The sequence below is a fragment of the Nocardia sp. CA-290969 genome, assembly GCF_050936135.1.
GTDB lineage: Bacteria > Actinomycetota > Actinomycetes > Mycobacteriales > Mycobacteriaceae > Nocardia.
On sequence record NZ_JBNJNJ010000001.1, the window covers coordinates 1863934 to 1880402 of the forward strand.

14 protein-coding genes are annotated in these 16469 nt (G+C 68.4%); 5 read left to right on the forward strand and 9 right to left on the reverse strand.

Annotated features, from left to right (window positions below; genetic code table 11):
* Nucleotides 1–47: 47 nt before the first annotated feature.
* The 3 genes from ACQEVO_RS08765 to ACQEVO_RS08775 are packed head-to-tail and all read right to left on the reverse strand — an operon-like array spanning nucleotide 48 to nucleotide 3398.
* Nucleotides 48–1568, reverse strand: coding sequence for a flavin-containing monooxygenase (locus ACQEVO_RS08765; RefSeq protein WP_432910781.1), 1521 nt, complete (start codon nucleotides 1566–1568; stop codon nucleotides 48–50).
* An 11-nt stretch (nucleotides 1569–1579) separates the two neighbouring features.
* A complete protein-coding gene (locus ACQEVO_RS08770) occupies nucleotides 1580–2503 on the reverse strand; it encodes a ferritin-like domain-containing protein (RefSeq protein ID WP_432910783.1) in 924 nt (307 codons plus the stop codon).
* Between the two features lies 1 nt (nucleotide 2504).
* Nucleotides 2505–3398: an SDR family NAD(P)-dependent oxidoreductase gene (locus ACQEVO_RS08775; RefSeq protein WP_432910786.1), complete on the reverse strand. Its 894-nt coding sequence runs from the start codon at nucleotides 3396–3398 to the stop codon at nucleotides 2505–2507.
* A 262-nt stretch (nucleotides 3399–3660) separates the two neighbouring features.
* Between ACQEVO_RS08775 and ACQEVO_RS08780 the strand changes: the two genes are divergently transcribed.
* Both ACQEVO_RS08780 and ACQEVO_RS08785 read left to right on the forward strand, forming a co-directional pair.
* Nucleotides 3661–4629 (forward strand): AraC family transcriptional regulator, encoded by a 969-nt coding sequence (locus ACQEVO_RS08780; protein ID WP_432910788.1) that lies wholly within the window; start codon nucleotides 3661–3663, stop codon nucleotides 4627–4629.
* Nucleotides 4630–4816: 187 nt separating this feature from the next.
* Nucleotides 4817–5329 (forward strand): hypothetical protein, encoded by a 513-nt coding sequence (locus tag ACQEVO_RS08785; protein ID WP_432910791.1) that lies wholly within the window; start codon nucleotides 4817–4819, stop codon nucleotides 5327–5329.
* 109 nt (nucleotides 5330–5438) lie between these two features.
* Here the strand turns inward: ACQEVO_RS08785 and ACQEVO_RS08790 are convergent, their stop codons facing one another.
* The 3 genes from ACQEVO_RS08790 to ACQEVO_RS08800 form a co-directional block, all read right to left on the reverse strand.
* Nucleotides 5439–6251, reverse strand: coding sequence for an SAM-dependent methyltransferase (locus ACQEVO_RS08790; RefSeq protein WP_432910793.1), 813 nt, complete (start codon nucleotides 6249–6251; stop codon nucleotides 5439–5441).
* 93 nt (nucleotides 6252–6344) lie between these two features.
* Nucleotides 6345–7238: an endonuclease/exonuclease/phosphatase family protein gene (locus ACQEVO_RS08795; protein ID WP_432910796.1), complete on the reverse strand. Its 894-nt coding sequence runs from the start codon at nucleotides 7236–7238 to the stop codon at nucleotides 6345–6347.
* A 161-nt stretch (nucleotides 7239–7399) separates the two neighbouring features.
* Entirely contained in the window at nucleotides 7400–8545 is a 1146-nt protein-coding gene (locus ACQEVO_RS08800; protein WP_432922490.1) for a macrolide family glycosyltransferase, read from the reverse strand.
* Nucleotides 8546–8899: 354 nt separating this feature from the next.
* Between ACQEVO_RS08800 and ACQEVO_RS08805 the strand changes: the two genes are divergently transcribed.
* Nucleotides 8900–9346 carry a CBS domain-containing protein gene (locus ACQEVO_RS08805; protein WP_432910798.1) on the forward strand — a complete coding sequence of 149 codons (447 nt, stop codon included), beginning with the start codon at nucleotides 8900–8902 and terminating at the stop codon, nucleotides 9344–9346.
* A gap of 76 nt (nucleotides 9347–9422) precedes the next feature.
* Here the strand turns inward: ACQEVO_RS08805 and ACQEVO_RS08810 are convergent, their stop codons facing one another.
* The 3 genes from ACQEVO_RS08810 to ACQEVO_RS08820 form a co-directional block, all read right to left on the reverse strand.
* A complete protein-coding gene (locus ACQEVO_RS08810) occupies nucleotides 9423–11522 on the reverse strand; it encodes a neutral/alkaline ceramidase (RefSeq protein WP_432910799.1) in 2100 nt (699 codons plus the stop codon).
* Nucleotides 11523–11647: 125 nt separating this feature from the next.
* On the reverse strand, nucleotides 11648–12919 hold the full coding sequence (gene dinB / locus ACQEVO_RS08815) for a DNA polymerase IV (RefSeq protein WP_432910801.1): 1272 nt from the start codon (nucleotides 12917–12919) through the stop codon (nucleotides 11648–11650).
* A gap of 107 nt (nucleotides 12920–13026) precedes the next feature.
* On the reverse strand, nucleotides 13027–13422 hold the full coding sequence (locus ACQEVO_RS08820) for a hypothetical protein (RefSeq protein WP_432910803.1): 396 nt from the start codon (nucleotides 13420–13422) through the stop codon (nucleotides 13027–13029).
* 358 nt (nucleotides 13423–13780) lie between these two features.
* Between ACQEVO_RS08820 and ACQEVO_RS08825 the strand changes: the two genes are divergently transcribed.
* Entirely contained in the window at nucleotides 13781–15388 is a 1608-nt protein-coding gene (locus ACQEVO_RS08825) for an ABC transporter substrate-binding protein (protein ID WP_432910806.1), read from the forward strand.
* 4 nt (nucleotides 15389–15392) lie between these two features.
* A complete protein-coding gene (locus ACQEVO_RS08830) occupies nucleotides 15393–16352 on the forward strand; it encodes an ABC transporter permease (protein WP_432910809.1) in 960 nt (319 codons plus the stop codon).
* Nucleotides 16353–16469: the final 117 nt, after the last annotated feature.

The window sequence follows — 16469 nt, forward strand, 5'->3', positions numbered from 1 at the left end:
TCCTCACCCGCCTGCCGCCCGGTTGCCCCCGGCTCGAGAGATCGAGTCTAGCCGCCGCTCAGGACGCCGGGACCCACGTCGGCCGATTGCCCGATCCGGGCGGTTGTCAGCGTGTAGTCGTCCAGATCGACATCGCGCAGCTGGTGGCGGTACTGGGTGGCGAACCCCGGGTACATGGTCGGATTGAAACCGTCCTCGGTGAGGTACCAGCTGCGGCAGCCCGAATTCCAGGTGGTCGCGCCCAGCCGGCGCTGGATCGCGGCGTTGTAGCGTTCCTGACGGTCCGGGCGGACATCGAGCATTGTCAGGTCGCGGTCCAGGATGATCCGGATGGCGCGGACCAGATAGTCGATCTGCGATTCCATGTACACCAGCGCCGAATTGTGACCGGGGCCGGAATTGGGGCCGAAGGTGAGGAACAGATTCGGGTAGCCCGATACCGTCACGCTGCGGTACGCGAACGCGCCGCGCCGCCATTCGTCGGCGAGGACCCGGCCGGCACGTCCCACGATCGGAATCGGGGTGCCTTTTTTGGAGACGTCGAAACCGGTGGCGAACACGATACAGTCGGCCCGGTGCTCGATACCCTCGGCCGTGCGGATCCCGCCCGGGGCTATCCGCGCGATCGGCCAGGTGATCAGCTTGCAGTTGTCGCGCTGCAGCGCCGGGTAGTAGTCGTCGGACATGAGCAGGCGTTTGCAGCCGGCCCGGAATTCCGGGGTGAGCTGGCGGCGCAGCCAGGGATCGCGCACCTGGCGCCGCAACTGCGCCCGCCCGACCAGTTCGACCACGCGGGTGAGGGGGGTATTCCAGACAACACCCAGCGCCACCGATTCGTGGCCGTAGAACCAGGCCTGCCGGGCCAGCGTTTCCGCGCCGGGAACCTGCCGGTAGATCTCCTTGGCCAGCGTGCCGGTCCGGCGGTTGACCCGGGGCAGCACCCAGCCCGGCGTGCGCTGGAAAACCTTGACCGCCTCGGCCTTCCGAACCAATTCGGGAATGATCTGGACCGCGCTCGCGCCGGTACCGATAACCGCGACCCGTTTGCCGGTGAAGTCGTAGTCGTGGTCCCACCGCGCGCTGTGGATCTTGTGGCCGGTGAAGGTGTCGATTCCCGGAATATCGGGGAAGCCGGGTTCGGTGAGCGGGCCCGATGCCAGCACCACCGCGCGCGCCCGGACCGGCTCGCGGCCCTCGAACGCGATATCCCACAGCCCGGCGTGTTCGTCGAACGACATGCCGGTGACGTTGTGCTGCAGGCGAATTTTCCGGGTGATTCCGGACTTCGCCGCGATCGACTCGATATACCCGAGTATTTCGGCGCTGCCGGAGTAGGTGTGCGACCACTCCGGATTGGGGGCGAAACTGTAGGAGTACAGTCGCGACGGAATATCGCAGGCAGCGCCGGGATAGGTGTTGTCGCGCCACGTACCGCCGATCGCGGATCCTCGTTCGAAGACGGCGAAATTTTCGATACCGCTCTGGCGTAGCCGAATTGCGGTGCCGATTCCGGCGAATCCGGCCCCGATCACGGCGACGTCGAGTGGCGCCGCATTGTCAGTGGTCATGGTGTCCTCGTTCACGCGGCGGGGGTGTAGGTCAGTTCTTTCGACCAGGTCGGGTCCTTGCGCAGCAACTGCCGCGGGATGGCCCCGGTGATCTTCACCAGTGCGTCGGCGAGGAGATGGTACGGGTGGCCGCGGTCGACGACCCAGTTCGCCTGCAGTTTCACGATCTGATACATCGGGAGCCGGCGCACGAATTCGCTCCGCTCGCCCACCTTGCGGTAGCGCTCCATGGCTGTATAGAGCTTTTGCTCGTCCACACCCATCGCGACGATATTGTCGCGCATCTTGTTCAGCAACGGCACATAGCTGAGCACCCCGACGAGGAAAGTCGGTTTCACCCAGCCGCCGACCAATTCGATGAGCAGTTTACGCAGTTCCGCGTGCCCGAGCACATCCATCACCGCGAAATCCACGGCGAGATGGCGGGATTCGTCGGCATTGATACGACGGAACGTTTCCTGGCACACCGGGTCGTCGATTTCGTCCATGATGAACTTGACCAGGGCGCCGTCCAGCGCGACCTCGAGCATCGGAATCACGGTGCCCAGGAACGACAGCGACATATCGTCGGAGTATTTGTCCAGGAAGTCGATCACGAGTTTGACGTTGATATTCGGCTGCGGGATCTCGTCACCGTCGAGCATCCCCCAGCGTCGCATCAGGGCGAGTTCGGCATTGGCGTGCCGCTGTTCCTCGGCGTGGAACCAGCGGTAGATCTCCCGCAAGGTTTCGGTGGGTGCCTTCTTCGCCATCGCCGCGAAACCACGCGCACCCACGTTCTCGATCCACATCAGATCCGCCATGAACGGCTTCAGGCGGGCGTGCTGTTCGGGGGTGAGGGTCTCCGCGCCCGGTGCGTCCCAATCGATATCGGCCAGCGCCCACTGCCGGTCCTTGATCTTGCCGAGCATATCGTCGAAATCCATGGCCGCCATATCAGACTCCTGACCTTTCCGCGGTGGGTGCCGCCGCCGTTTCCTCGTCGGGCAGCAGTCGGGCGAGCAGGCCGGCCACGGCCGTGTACTGCCCGGGGAAGAGTCGTTTCAGCAACCAGAGGAGCTGGGCGTCGGGTTGCGGAACGACGTGTAACCGGCCGCGATCATGAGCGTCCAGCGTCGTACGGGCGATGCTTTCGGGGGAGAACCCCGTCCACCCCATGAGAGTGTCGGCGATCTCGCGCGGCCCCGCGGGGACCGGGGCGTCGCGGGCGATATTCGTGCGGACGAAAGTGGGGCACAGCACGGTGATCGTGATATCCGTACCGGCGAATTCCGCGGCCATCGTCTCCGACAACGCCAGCACACCGGCCTTCCCGGTGTTGTAGGCGGCCATCCGGGGTGCGGTGCCGAACGCGGCGGCGGACGCCACGTTGATGATGCCGCCGTGGCCGGCGGCACGCAGCTGGGGTGCGAAGATCTCGCACCCGTGGATCACACCCCACAGGTTGATGTTGAGCGTGCGTTCCCATTCGGCGAACCCGATTTCGCCGACCCGCGGCCCACCCGACCCGACGCCGGCGTTGTTGATCACCAGCGAGGCCGGACCGTCGAACACGGATTCCGCGTACCGGGCGAGTACTTCGACGTCGTCGCGTTCGGCCACATCGCAGCGGAACGAGTAGGCCACACCGGGGTACTCACGCCCGATCGAGGCCACCGTCTCGTCCGCGCGGTCCTGGTCTATATCGGCGCAGACGACCCGGCCCCCGCGGGCGGCCAGTTCGTGCGCGAATGCCCGGCCGATCCCGCTGCCCGCGCCGGTGACCACCGCGCGGGCGCCCCGGCTGCGGGGCGGCGGGCCGAACGGCCGGAATATATCGAGCGTCAGCATGTCAGCCCACCTTTCCCGCCGTGCACACCGGCGGTGAGGTCCTCGTCGACCTGTCCATACCCCAAGAATCATCCAGTAATGTGCCATTTGTCAATGGCGAATAAATACAGCGAGATCGGCCGAGGTGCCGTCGCGATAGGCCCGCGCGTGCCTGCCCCGCCGGCTACTCGGTCATACGGCTGCGCGCCAACGTCTTCCGGCGCCTGTGCGGCTACAATCAGGCGTCCCACCATTGTCCGGTGACTGTGCTTCGGGAGTCGTTATGGACATCGAACCGCTGTCCCGGCATCGTCTGTTCCGCACCAGCGACGCGGAAGAGGCCCGCGTGCGGATGGGTGGCATTCTCCGGGACCATCGGCTCGATCCGGGCGCCGGCGTCATGGACGCCCGGTGTGATTTCCTCGGCTTCGGGGGGATCGCCCTCGCGCAGCTGCAGTACGGGGTCCAGGTTCGCGTCAGATCCGAGCCGACAGAGACCTTTCGACTGGTCCAGATCCCCCTGGCCGGCCGGGTCCTGGTGCGCGCGGGGTCGCTGGATATCGCCTCCGATACCACCGTCGCGTCGGTTCCCGAGCCGGACGAGCCGCTGGATATGAACGCGCACGACAGCAGCCGGCATCTGCTCGTCCGGTTCGACCGGCACGCGCTCGATGCGCACCTGCTGCGGATACTCGGGCGGCCATCGGAACGACCGCTGCGGATGTCGCAGGCGATGCGCCTACGGTCGCCCGCTGTCCGGTCCTGGCTCGAAACCCTGCGCATGCTGCACCGCGACGCCGCAGGGCCGGGTCTGCTCCGCGACTCGCGGCTGGGGCCGCACTTCGAACAGTTGATCATGTCGCAATTCCTGCTGGCCCAGCCGAACAGCTACTCGGAAGTGCTACTCGGCGGTGGTGCCGGAAACGCGATGCCGCGACCCATCCGCCGAGCCGAACAACTGATCGCCGAGCGGGCGCGTGATCTGCCAACTGTCGCCGATATCGCGGCGGCGGTGGGTGTTTCGGTGCGAACACTGCAAGAGGGCTTCCGGCGGTATCTGGACACCACCCCGACCGAGCGGCTGCGCGAAGCCCGGCTCGTAGGAGTGCACGCCGACCTCGCCGCGGCCGATCCCACCACGAGCACGGTCGCGGCGATCGCCGCGGACTGGGGTTTCTGGCACCTCGGGCGGTTCTCGGCGCTGTATCGCAAACGCTGGGGAGTCAATCCGTCCACCACCCTGCGGCACTGAGCCGGTGCCCGCGTCCACGGGATACAACCCGCGTTGCGGGGATAGTCACGGCGAAGCCCGGCCGCTGATCATGAGCAGACCGGGCTGCGGGCAGATCTCGGGGTCTGCCGTTCGGCCCGGTGGGACGACCCCCCAACGGGGCGGCCGCACGAAATCCCTGCGCCACCTGAACAACTGTGGAGTCTCTATGTTCATTCGCACCGCATCCGCCCTTCGGCGGGGCGCTCGTACCTTCGGTGCACCTGCCGTCCGCACAGGCCGGCCGGCCGTATGGCTCTTCGTGCTCGGCACGATCGCCGCGCTCACGATGGCCGGGACCGTCCCGGCCGCAGCGGCGCCACCCAGCTCGGTGGTCCTGCAGGACACCTGGGAGGTGCACCAGCGCTTGTCCGGCACCACCGATCAACCGATCGGGTTTCGGGTGAAGGTCACCTGGCGGGAAACCAACGCGGCGGACACGATCATGTCGTTCAACGGATTCGCCAATACCAGCACCTCCTGGGGTGAAGTCGTCAGCGGCCGGATCCAGGGCCGATCGATCAGTTTCACGATCCACTGGTCCGACGGAAAATCCGGGGTCTACCAGGGATCCTGGTTCGACGACGGGCATCTGCGCGGCTCCGGCCGGGAGGTCGGTTCGGGCCGCACCGCCGAATGGTGGAGCAAGTACAACAACTGGAAACTGACACCGTCTCGCTAGACCGGCGCCGGACGTCGAGGACAGTGGGGGATCGCCGTTGTGCGGCGATCCCCCAACCGGTGCGGTGGCCGATATTGCCGGCGCAGAGGTGTGGGTGACCGATTGCGGGCTATGGTTTGCGGGCGACGACGGCCCAGCAGTTGACCTGTGCGTCCAGCCAATCGGGGGATTCGCCGGCCGGGCGCCACTGGTTGGCGGCGACCACACCGGGATCCAGGATTTCCAGACCGGTGCAGAAGCGGGCGACTTCCTCGCGGGAGCGGGCCTGGACGAAAACCCCGCTCTGGCGATACATATCGAGGGCGCGCTCCATATTCTCCGGATCGAGGTCGGTCGTGATGTGGGAGATCGCCACGAACGATCCGGGTGCCAGCGCATTCATCAGTGTTTCGACGATCCCGTAGGGATTCTGTTCGTCGCCGAGGAAATGCAGCACCGCGACCAGGCTCACCGCGACCGGACGGTTCAGGTCCAGGGTTTCACCCAGTTGCGGTGCCGAGAGGATGGTTTCGGGTGCGGCGAGATCGGCGTCGATATAGGTGGTGCGGCCTTCGGGTGTGCCGACCATCAGGGCGCGGGCATGGGCGAGCACGATCGGATCGTTGTCGACGTAGGCGACCCGCGCCTCCGGACGCGCGGCCTGGGCGATCTGATGCAGGTTCGGTTCGGTGGGGATCCCGGTGCCGATATCGAGGAACTGGGTGACGCCCAGGGCGGTGAGCTCGTTGACCGCGCGGTGCATGAAATGCCGGTTCTGGCGGGCGGCGACATGAACGGTCGGAAAGGATTCGATCACTTTTTCAGCGGCCGCCTTGTCGACCGGATAGTGATCCTTGCCGCCCAGCACGTAATCGTAGATGCGGGCCGCGCTGGGCACGCTCTGGTTCACCACCGGTGCCGCCGCGCGGTCGGTCTCGGACATCGTTCTCTCCTGTCGGTTCCGCAACGTCGTTCCGGCGCCGTGACCAACGCTGCGGGCGCGCAACGAGTTCGGTCCAACTTTACGCTGCCCGATTCACGGCAGGGGTGTCCGCCGGCGCGGGGTCGTACCGCCCCGCTCGGGCCGGTCCCAGATCCCCGGCGAGCGGGCGGGCACCGCCAGTTCGGCCAGCAGGCCGTAGTGGTCGCTCGCTTGGATGCCGTGCCGCGGCTCCACGAAGATCCGGGTGCATTCGCGCACCTCCAACGTAGGTCCGTAGTGGGTGTTGCGAACCAGGATGTGATCGATGCGGCGGCCGGGGACCAGCGGCATATCCCCGCGCCCGACCAGCGGGTTCGCCGGGGTGAAGGTATGACCGGCGGTGTCCGGATGCGCGCTCTCCCACGCATCCTGGTACGAGACGCTGGTCCCGTTCAGCGACTGGCGGCCGGTCCAGTAACGGAGACTGCTCGCCTCCGGCCCGGCATCGAAATCGCCCAGTACCACGACGTGACGCGCGCAACCGCCGAGAAGTTCCTCGACGAACTGCGCGGCGATCACGGCCTGGCGCTCCCGCTCGTACTCGTAGCCGAGCTGGAACACCGGCTTGTGGTGCACCACCAGGACGGTTCCCAACGGTGGCGGCGTGTGGACTTCCGCGATCACCGCACCGGACCACGGGAAGTCGCCCGCCCGGGCACCGAATTCGAGATCCACCTGATGCACGGAACCCAGCGGCCATCGGCTGGCCAGCACCGCACCGACCCCGTCGGGCCCCGACCGGGTATGGGGAGCGAGCTCCCAGCCCGGGCCCAGCAATTCGGTCACCGCCGTGAGCTCCGGCGCGATCGTGACCTCCTGTAGTGCGACGATATCGGGTCGCAATTCTGCCAGCCCACCGGCGATAACCCGCCGCCGCGCGGGCCAATCGGCGTAGGACGGTGCGAGCACATTGAATGTCACCACCCGCAGGCCGTCGGCGACTGCCACACGTTCTACCATCTGTCCCGCATACCCGGCCCTCGTCCCGGGAAACGGGGCGCATCTCCGGTCAGGGCAGCGGCGCACGCCGGCACCCAGTGCTGCCACCCGCCGGGGTCGAAATACCCTGCCCGGGGTGGTTTTCTCTGAGCGCGCCGGTCGGGCGGCCCTCAACCCCGGGTGTTCTCGATGAGGTCGGCGGCCCGCAGGGTTCCGCCCTCCGCCTGCGCCCGTTCGCGCAGCAGAGCCGACCGGGCGGCCACCTCGGGGTCGGTGACGAGACCCAGCAAGGCCGTGCGCAGTGCCGCGGCGGTGGCGTCCGCGGTATCGATCCGGCGGGCCACACCCAGTTCGACCAGCCGGTCCGCGTTGATCGCTTGTTCGGCGCCCTGCGGAACGGCGATCATCGGCACTCCGGCCGACAATCCCTCCGCGCAACCGCCCATTCCGGCATGGGTGACAAAGGCGTCGGCCTGCTCGAGGATCGCGCGCTGCGGGACCCACGAATGCACTTCGACGTTGGCGGGTATGTTGCCGAGTTCGGCGGGTTCGGTGTGCTTTCCGATCTGGAGAACCACATGCCAGCCGGGCAGGCCGCCGAACGCGGCGAGGCATTGCCGGTAGAACTCCGGGCGGTGCGTGTACGCCGATCCCAGGGAGATCAGCAAAACGTTCTCGGCGGCGGGGCGAGTCCAGGTGCCGGCGTCGCCGGGTGCCGGCAGGCAGGGGCCGGTGAATGTCACCGTGGTGTCGTCGACCCGATCGGCGTTGGGTTGCATCGCGCGCGGAATCAGGGCGATCGTGCGGGCGGGCCGGCCGGAGAATTCGTCGACGTCGGTCGTGGTCGCTCCGCAGCCGGCGAGCCACCGGGCGAACTTCGCCTGGTACTCGTCGGCGCCCGGCAACTGCCGGAGGTGGGCGGCGACGTCTTGTTCGTAGCCGTCCCAGGCGACGAACGTGGGGGACAGCAGCACGAGCGGACGGCGCTGTGATTCGGCGAGGGCGCGGGCGGCGTAGGCGCCGATGTCGTAGAGGTAGAGGTCCGCGGGATCGTGGTCGTAGACGGCCCGGAGACGGGGCAGCGCGGCAATGGCGTCGTCGAGGAAGAGGGTCGCGGCGGCGATCGGATCGTCGGGCCAGTTGTTGTCGGCGACCGGCAGGGCGGAGGCGCACGGCACGAATTCGGCGCCGGTGGCGGTGATCGGATCGGCGACGGCCGGGTCGTTGGCGTAGGTCACGCGATGGCCGCGGCGCACCAGCTCGCGGATCACCTCGAGACTCGGCAGGACGTGGCTGACGATCGGGATACCGATCATCGCGATATGTGCGGGGTGGCGGGTTGTGGGCACGGCTCGTTTCCGATCGGGTTCGGGCGGTATCCGGTTGTCGGGTCGCGGTCCAGCGGGCCGCCGGGCGCTATGGCGACAGTTGTCGCATTTGAATGCTGTCATGAGCAGGATCTGCCCGGCAATCGAGTTTCCGCATTCACCGGCCGGCGACGCCGCTGACCGGGAATTCGTGTCCACCCGGCCGCGGCTCGCCCGGTGGATGCTCCGGCCCGGCCCGCTCCGGTCTGGACAGCGATCACACCGGCGCGGACCATGGATACCGCACTCGGAGTACAGCGCGGCGGAACCCGGCAGGTTGCATCCCGGTGGAAGGAGAGCACCATGATCACAGCGCGTGAGCTCATGCACCCCGATGTGGTGACCATCGGGGTGCGCGACACGATGGACATCGCCGCCCGGCAGATGCGGCAGCGCGATATCGGCGCATTGCCGATCTGCGATGGGGAAGGTCATCCGGTCGGGATCGTCACCGACCGCGATATCGTCGTCAATTGTCTTGCGCTGGGACGGAATCCGGCGACCGCTACCGCCGGGGAGTTCGCCCAGGGCGATGACCTGCGCTCCGTCGAAGTGGATACCGCGTTCGAAGAGATTCTGGCGCTGATGCAGCGATACCAGATCCGCCGCCTGCCTGTCACCGAACGGGGCCGGCTGGTCGGCATCATCACCGAGGCGGATATCGCGGACGGGGTGCCGGAACAGCAGACCGGCGAATTCGTCGAGGCGGTATGCGAACAGCAATTGCCCGCGCGGGTCGGCGACCGATGAACAACCGCTGAGCGGGCTACCGCCGCGCCTGTCCGGCCGATGGCCGCGCTACGTGAGTGGACAGCCCGTCCGGCGATCAGCCGACAGTGAATTCGTCGCTGATACCGGTGAACGGTTGCCGCGTGCCGTCGGGGGACAGCCGGTCGGCCCAGTGAACGAAGCGGTGCCGGCCGGGCGGGGTATCGGCGGGAATATCCCAGGTGAAGGTCGCGATGGAGGTCGCGGGAGCGCGTTTGCTCCAGTGGAACCGTACGCTCCATTCGCCCTCGTTGGCTATCCGTGTCCAGCGGCCCTCCGCGAACCGCTGCACTTCCAGGAAGGTGCCGTTGCGGCGGGGGTTGTGTTTCGGATGGGCGGAGACGAATTCCACGACCGCCCGCGTTCCCGGTGGGTAGGAAGGCGCCGGCTGAATCAGGGTCGCCCCGAACTCGTATCCGGGGGGAGCTGTGTCCGGCCCCGGTGCGGGGACGAAATTCGGCTGCAGATGTGACAGGTCGCGTGGCGCCGGGCCGCGCGCGACGCCGGCCCCGGCGCCGAGTGCCGCGGCCAAACGGGTGAATTCCTGCTGGTACGCGGGCAGGGTGTAGCGGCCGAACAGAGTGGACGCCCCCTCGTACTGCTGGGCGTCGTACTCCTCCGGTGTCGTCACGTATTCGTGGTACGCATTCGCGTAACCCTGCAGCAGGACCTGCTGTAGATCCACCCCCAGTGCCGCCGCGACGGCGCTGCGGACGCGCAGACCCGCGACGACGGTGAACTCTGCACCGGCCGCGGCCAGGTACAGCTCCCCGATACGCACGATCTGGATCGGCACGATATCGGGCACCCAGGGCGCCGGCGGTAGCAGGCTGAACGGCACCGCGATCGCCTTGGGCGCCTGGGCGTCGGCGAGCCAGGCCGGCGCCGGGCCGTGGGGGTCCCCGCCCAGGGCGTCGAGGAAGGGGTTGCGGACGCCCTCGGGGATGGGGCCGCCGGGCAGGCCCGGACCGTCTTCGACGCTGCCGGCCAGGAGGGACACCCCGGCGGCGGCCGGTGCCGTGTGGCGGGGCGCGCCGTCCGGCGTGAACCTGCCGTCCACGGCGATATCCGCGAGATCGATATAGCAGAACACCGACTCGACCGGACCGGTCAGCGGACGTGCCGCCGACAACGCGGCGCGCGACGCCTCGTACTGCCGTTCGCCGAGTATCCGGGTGTTGTCGAATTCGTCGGCGGTGGGCCCGGAACCCGGCCGCAGGTCGAGGTTCGGCGACATGTCACCGGCGTTGGTCTGGGCGAACGCGGCCACGAATCCGGGTGGGCCTTCGTCGAGATAGCGCACACCGTGCTCGGTGTGTTCGCAGGCGAAGGACGCGTAACCCTTGTTGTCCGAACTGATCAGGCGGTTCTTGTTCGTCATGGACGTGTTGTGGGTGGCGAACCAGGTGATCGAACCGGCGGGCCGGCCGCCCCGGACGATCGACAAGGCGGTCACGGCGGGATCGATGGCGCCGGGGAAGTGCGCCTTGTCGGCCTCGGGGTTGCGGTCGAACGCGACCCGCGAGCGGTTGACGCTGGCATTGTGCAATTCGGCGCGGCCCAGCGCCAACGCCCCGGGCGCCAGATCGGCGTGCGCGGCGGCGATGGCTTCGACCAGGCCGCCGACCTCGGCGTCGTAGACCTGCTGCTGGAAACCGAGGATCGACAGGTTGTATGCGTAGTCGTGCGCGGCGCCGCCGCAGACGGCATGCGAATGGGTGGAGGTGAGCAGGACGTTGCGTTCGGTGTAGAGGTCGCCGAATCGCCGCGCCAATTCGGTGAGTACACCCCGGTGCACCGACTGGAAGATCATCGCGTTCTCGGCGACAGCGAAAACCACGCTGTGCGCGCCGGTGGCGAAGACGAACGCGCGGGCACGCGGCCGCAGATGGATCCCGGCGGTGGTTTGATCCTGCTGCGAGTAGCCCATCATCCCGCATTCGGCCGCGGGGCCGGTGATATCCGAGATTCCCATGCCGATCAGGTATTCGCCCGTATCCGGTGCCGCCTGAGCGGGAGCGGTGAGGCCGGGTGCGGTGGCCGCGCCGAGCGCGAGTGTCCCCACGGCCGCGCCCGCCAGGACCGTCCGGCGGGGGAGTGCGGGTGAGTCCGCGGCCGGTCCGGAAGCGGTGGAACGGGACTCGGGGATCGCTGCCATCGCGGTTCCTTCCTGTCGAGTGGCAGCGAACCACACTGTTGAACGTTCGTCCAGATTTCGTTGGTCATTCGTTCAGTTGGCGGTCGGCGCCGCACGGCCCGCGCGACAGCGTAGGGCGATGGCGCTCAATCGGGCAGTAGCGGCACCGACAACCCTTCGCCGCGGCCGAGCAATGCGGCGCGGGTGACGGCACTCGACCCGAAGCGGCTGCGGACCTCGTCGAGAGCGGTATCCAATTCGGGGCCGGGGCCCGGCTCGAACGGCAGGCTGAGCTGCCGGGGGTCGGCATCCTCGAGATTGGTCAGCGCCAGCCCGACGAGGGTGATTCCGCGTTCGGTGATCAGTGGCATCGCGGTGGCCAGCAGTCCGCGGGCGGTGCGCAGGATCGTCCCGGTGTGATCGGTGGCGTAGGGCAGCGTGTGTGATCGGGTGGCGCGGGTGAAATCGTCGAAACGCAGGCGCAGCACCACGGTTCGGGAGATCCGCTCCGCGGTGCGCAACCGGCGGGCGAGCCGGTCGGTGAGACCGTGCAGATACGCCTCGATCTCGGCCGGGCTGTGCGGATGCCGGCCGATGGCGCGCTGGGCGCCGATCGACCGGCGCCGCCGCCCGGTCTCCACGCGGCGCGGGTCGCGCGCCCAGGCCAGAGCGTGCAGATGCCGGGCCGCGGCCCGGCCGACGATGGGCCGCAGGCCCTGTTCACCGAGTTCGGCCAGTTGCCCGATCCGTTCGACCCCGTGCACGCGCAGGGCTTCCGCGGTCACCGGCCCGACACCCCACAGCCGCTGCACCGGGAGCGGATGCAGGAACTGCAGTTCACCGCCGTGCTCGACCAGCAACAACCCATCCGGTTTCGAGACCGCGCTGGCGACCTTGGCGAGGAATTTGGTGCCCGCGATCCCCACCGATATGGGCAGGCCGACCTCCCGGCGCACCCGCGCGCGCAACTGCGCCGCGATGGCGCGCGGCTCACCGGCGACCCGCCGCAGCCCCGCGACATCGAGAAAGGCCTCGTCGATGGAAATGCCCTCCACGACCGGGGTGGTATCGGCGAAGATCGCGAACACCTCCTTGCTGGCCCGCGCGTACTCCGGCATCCGCGGCGGCACCACGATCGCTTCCGGGCACAACTGCAAGGCCCGTCCGATGTTCATCGGCGTCCGCACCCCGCGTGCCTTGGCCTCGTAACTGGCCGCCAGCACGACCCCGCCCCCTACCAGCACGGGTTTACCGCGCAGCCGCGGCTGATCCCGCTGTTCGACCGAGGCGTAGAACGAATCCAGGTCCGCATGCAGGATCGAGGCCTGCGGCCGGGCGGCGATCCGAGGTCGCGGGCCGGAGCCGGGGGTACGGCCTGTGTGTCCACCGGGTCGCGACGGAGCCTCGGATTCGAACATATGTTCACATTAGCACCGCGTCGTTCGAAAAACAGACCGGCCCGTCTCATCGCACTGTGACGACCTCGGGGCACGCGGATCGGCTCTCGGTGGTGAATCGCCGACTGTCAGGAAGCCGATCCGGTCGCGGCGGGCCGGGCCCGCCACCAGGCCACCGCGAACGCCGCGGCGAAGGCCAGGTGGACGACGAGGAACACTGCGGCCAGATCGCGGGCCGCACCGCTGAGCACGCCCCACACATCGTTGAGTGCGACGATGCCGAAACCCACCAGGTTCGCTACCACCACCGTGTTCCGAACGGCGGACGGATCGGCACCGCGCGAGTTCCAGTTCAGGACGGCGATACCGAGGAAGGGGCCGCCCAGCAGCCGGAGCAAAGCGAGTAGTTCGGAGGAGGCGTCGTCGGGTACCGCGCCTACCCCGAACTGCGCCGGGACCAGCAGGAGCGCGAGACCGATCACGGCGAGGTAGAGCGCGGCGAGGACGAGAAGCGGTTTCAGCATGGGAATGCGGGATCCTTCTGTGCGCCGGGACAGCCGGTGCCGCCTGGGCCGGCCGGCGGAGCCGGGTCGTTCTCGGGAGTGTGGGCGGTCCGATCCGGGCGGGTGCGGCGCCCGGAGACCGCATGTATTATCCCGCGACGCCGGCCACCGCGCATGCCCCGTGATCCGTGGTCTCACCGCGACGGGGCGCACCGCGGGGCCCGGTGGTCATGAGTTGTATTCAGGCTGAGCGAGACCGGCGACGGGCGGCCGGTGTCTTCCTACCGTTTCTCCTTATGCCGGGGATCTGCCGTGGAGCCGACCCCGGTCCGGTGATGCCGGCACCGAGTGTCCGGTGCGGCGCGATGCGGAGAGCTCGATGAAACGAATCGTCGTCCTGGTGGGCGTGCTGGCCGCGGTGCTGGCAACGGGTGCGTGCGCGGGTGGCGACCCGCAGGCCGGGCCGGACGGCCCGCCGCAGCCGGGGGGAACGTTGCGCTACGGCCTGTCCCAGGCGCCGACCTGCTCCGACCCGGCGCAGAGCGGGACGAACCAGACCCTCTACGTCACCCGGCAGATCGCCGATTCGCTGACCGATCAGGATCCGGCGACCGGTGAACTGCGGCCGTGGCTGGCGCAACGCTGGGAGGTGAGCCCGGACGCCACCACCTTCACCTTCCATCTGCACGAGGGCGTGACCTTCAGCGACGGAACCCCGCTGACCGCGGAATCGGTGCGGGCCACCTTCGATTCGATCGTGCACACCCTCGGCGGCGCCAAAGCACCGCTGGGGGCGACCTATCTCGCGAACTACACCGGCACCGACGTGGTGGACCCGCTCACCGCGCGGGTGCGCTTCGGTGCGCCCAACGCCCAGTTCCTGCAGGCCACCTCCACTCCGCAGCTGGCGATCCTGGCCGCCGTGACGACGGCGAAGCCGGCCGAGCAGCGATGCCTCGGGGATGTCGTCGGCAGTGGGCCTTTCACATATTCCGAGTATCGCCAGGGCGACAAGATCACGCTCGCGAAGCGGGCGGAATACGACTGGGGCTCGGCCGTATTCGCCCATCGCGGTGCGGCGTATCTGGACGGGATCGAATTCACCGTCGTCCCGGAGTCGGGGGTGCGGACCGGTAGTCTCGCCTCCGGCCAGCTCGATGCGATCAGCGATGCGCTGCCCCAGGACGCGCCGCAGATCGAGGCCACGGGCGGGCAGGTGGCCACCGCCTCGAATCCCGGGATCACCTTCGGCCTGCAACCGAACGTGACGCGGGGTCCGTTGCGCGATCCCGCGGTCCGTACCGCGCTGGTGCCCGCGATCAACCGGCAGGAACTCGTCGACACCGTGCTGGGCCCGCAGTTCCGGCCGGCCACCAGTCCGCTCGCCCATACGACACCCGGTTATGTCGACCTCTCCGCTGATACCGCGTTCGATCTGCCTGCCGCGCAACGCATCCTCGATGAGGCGGGCTGGATCGAAGGCGCGGACGGTATCCGGGCCAAGAACGGGCAGCGGCTGTCCTTCGGGGTGCTCTTCAGCCAGGCGTTCGCCGGGAACCAGGCGATCCTGGAGCTGCTCCAGCAGCAGTTGCGGGCGGCGGGCGTCGATCTGCGGCTCGAACTGGCGTCCAATGCCGACTACACGGTCCGGCAGAACACCAAGGATTTCGACACGATCTACTACAACACCACCCGCGCCGACGGCGATATCCTACGCGCCAACTTCGGGCTGGACGGGCGGAACCTGAACGCCCGTGGTGCGGTTCCGGCACTCGACGCCGCGCTGTCGGGACAGCTGCGCACGATCGATACAGCCGAACGGTCCCGGTTCATCGGCGAAGCGCAGCGCCTGCTGCTCACGGAGGGATTGTGGATCCCGACCATCGAGCTCTCCCAGGCGATCGGCGTCGCCGCGGCGGTGCGGGACCTGAAGTTCGAGGCCTCGGCCCGCTTGCAGTTCTTCGACACGTGGTTGAGCGGCCGGTGATGTGATGGCCCGCTATATGACGTTCCGGGTGCTGCAGGCGGCGGGTGTGCTGTGGGCGGCGTTCACGGTGACGTTCGCGGTGCTGTACCTGCTACCCGCGGATCCGGTGCAGCTGGCGGTGGATGCGAGCCCGGGCACACCGGTCGATGCCGCCGCCGTTGCCGAACTGCAGGCGCGGTACGGGCTGGACCGGCCCGTATGGGAGCAGTATTGGACAGCGCTGACCCACGCCGTGCAGGGTGACCTCGGGTATTCGCTGACCACCGGGCAGACCGTCACAGCCGCGATCGCCGAGGCACTGCCGTCGACCCTGGCGCTGGCCGGATCGGCGCTGGCGGCGGCCGTCGTGTTCGGTGCCGCGCTGGCACTGGCGGCCGCCTACACCGAACGCCGGTGGTTGCGCGGACTGCTCACCGCACTGCCGCCGGTGGGTGCGTCGATGCCGACCTTCTGGGTGGGACTTCTGCTGTTGCAGGTGTTCTCGTTCCAGCTGCGGCTGGTGCCGGCGTTCGGCGGGACGGGGTTCGCGGGCACCGTCCTGCCCGCGGTCACCCTGGCCATCCCCGTGGGTGCGGTGGTCGCGCAGGTGCTCTACAGCAGTCTCGTCACCACCTGGCAGCAGCCGTTCGTCGAGATCGCCTTTGCCAAGGGCGCGTCCCGGGCCTGGGTGCAGCAGCGGCATGTGCTGCGGGCAGCGGCCGGGCCGGCGCTCGCGGTCGCGGGGATCTGGGTGGGCACGGTGCTCGCCGGATCGGTGATCGTCGAAACGGTTTTCGCGCGCGCCGGAATCGGCCGCCTCACCCAGACCTCGGTCCTCAACCAGGACATCCCGGTGGTACAGGGGATCGTCCTGTTCGGCGCGGCGGCCTACGTCCTGGTGAATCTGCTGGTGGATCTGGTGTATCCGCTGGTGGACCCGCGCGTGGTGGACCACCCGCGGAGAAAGGAGCCGGTACGTGCTTGATCCGGGCAGGAGAGCCGTAACAGCGCACCGTGCGAGCACGGCGCCGCGGGCTCACGGGGCGGCCGAGACGGGAATCGGTGACAACGGTGCCGTGGCGGTGCGCGGGAAGACCGCGCC

What these genes read in the sequence shown, in the direction of transcription:
- ACQEVO_RS08765 (WP_432910781.1), bottom strand. Translation starts at nt 1,568, where the DNA reads ATGACCACTGACAATGCGGCGCCACTCGACGTCGCCGTGATCGGGGCC.
- ACQEVO_RS08770 (WP_432910783.1), bottom strand. Translation starts at nt 2,503, where the DNA reads ATGGCGGCCATGGATTTCGACGATATGCTCGGCAAGATCAAGGACCGG.
- ACQEVO_RS08775 (WP_432910786.1), bottom strand. Translation starts at nt 3,398, where the DNA reads ATGCTGACGCTCGATATATTCCGGCCGTTCGGCCCGCCGCCCCGCAGC.
- ACQEVO_RS08780 (WP_432910788.1), top strand. Translation starts at nt 3,661, where the DNA reads ATGGACATCGAACCGCTGTCCCGGCATCGTCTGTTCCGCACCAGCGAC.
- ACQEVO_RS08785 (WP_432910791.1), top strand. Translation starts at nt 4,817, where the DNA reads ATGTTCATTCGCACCGCATCCGCCCTTCGGCGGGGCGCTCGTACCTTC.
- ACQEVO_RS08790 (WP_432910793.1), bottom strand. Translation starts at nt 6,251, where the DNA reads ATGTCCGAGACCGACCGCGCGGCGGCACCGGTGGTGAACCAGAGCGTG.
- ACQEVO_RS08800 (WP_432922490.1), bottom strand. Translation starts at nt 8,545, where the DNA reads ATGATCGGTATCCCGATCGTCAGCCACGTCCTGCCGAGTCTCGAGGTG.
- ACQEVO_RS08805 (WP_432910798.1), top strand. Translation starts at nt 8,900, where the DNA reads ATGATCACAGCGCGTGAGCTCATGCACCCCGATGTGGTGACCATCGGG.
- ACQEVO_RS08810 (WP_432910799.1), bottom strand. Translation starts at nt 11,522, where the DNA reads ATGGCAGCGATCCCCGAGTCCCGTTCCACCGCTTCCGGACCGGCCGCG.
- dinB (WP_432910801.1), bottom strand. Translation starts at nt 12,919, where the DNA reads ATGTTCGAATCCGAGGCTCCGTCGCGACCCGGTGGACACACAGGCCGT.
- ACQEVO_RS08820 (WP_432910803.1), bottom strand. Translation starts at nt 13,422, where the DNA reads ATGCTGAAACCGCTTCTCGTCCTCGCCGCGCTCTACCTCGCCGTGATC.
- ACQEVO_RS08825 (WP_432910806.1), top strand. Translation starts at nt 13,781, where the DNA reads ATGAAACGAATCGTCGTCCTGGTGGGCGTGCTGGCCGCGGTGCTGGCA.
- ACQEVO_RS08830 (WP_432910809.1), top strand. Translation starts at nt 15,393, where the DNA reads ATGGCCCGCTATATGACGTTCCGGGTGCTGCAGGCGGCGGGTGTGCTG.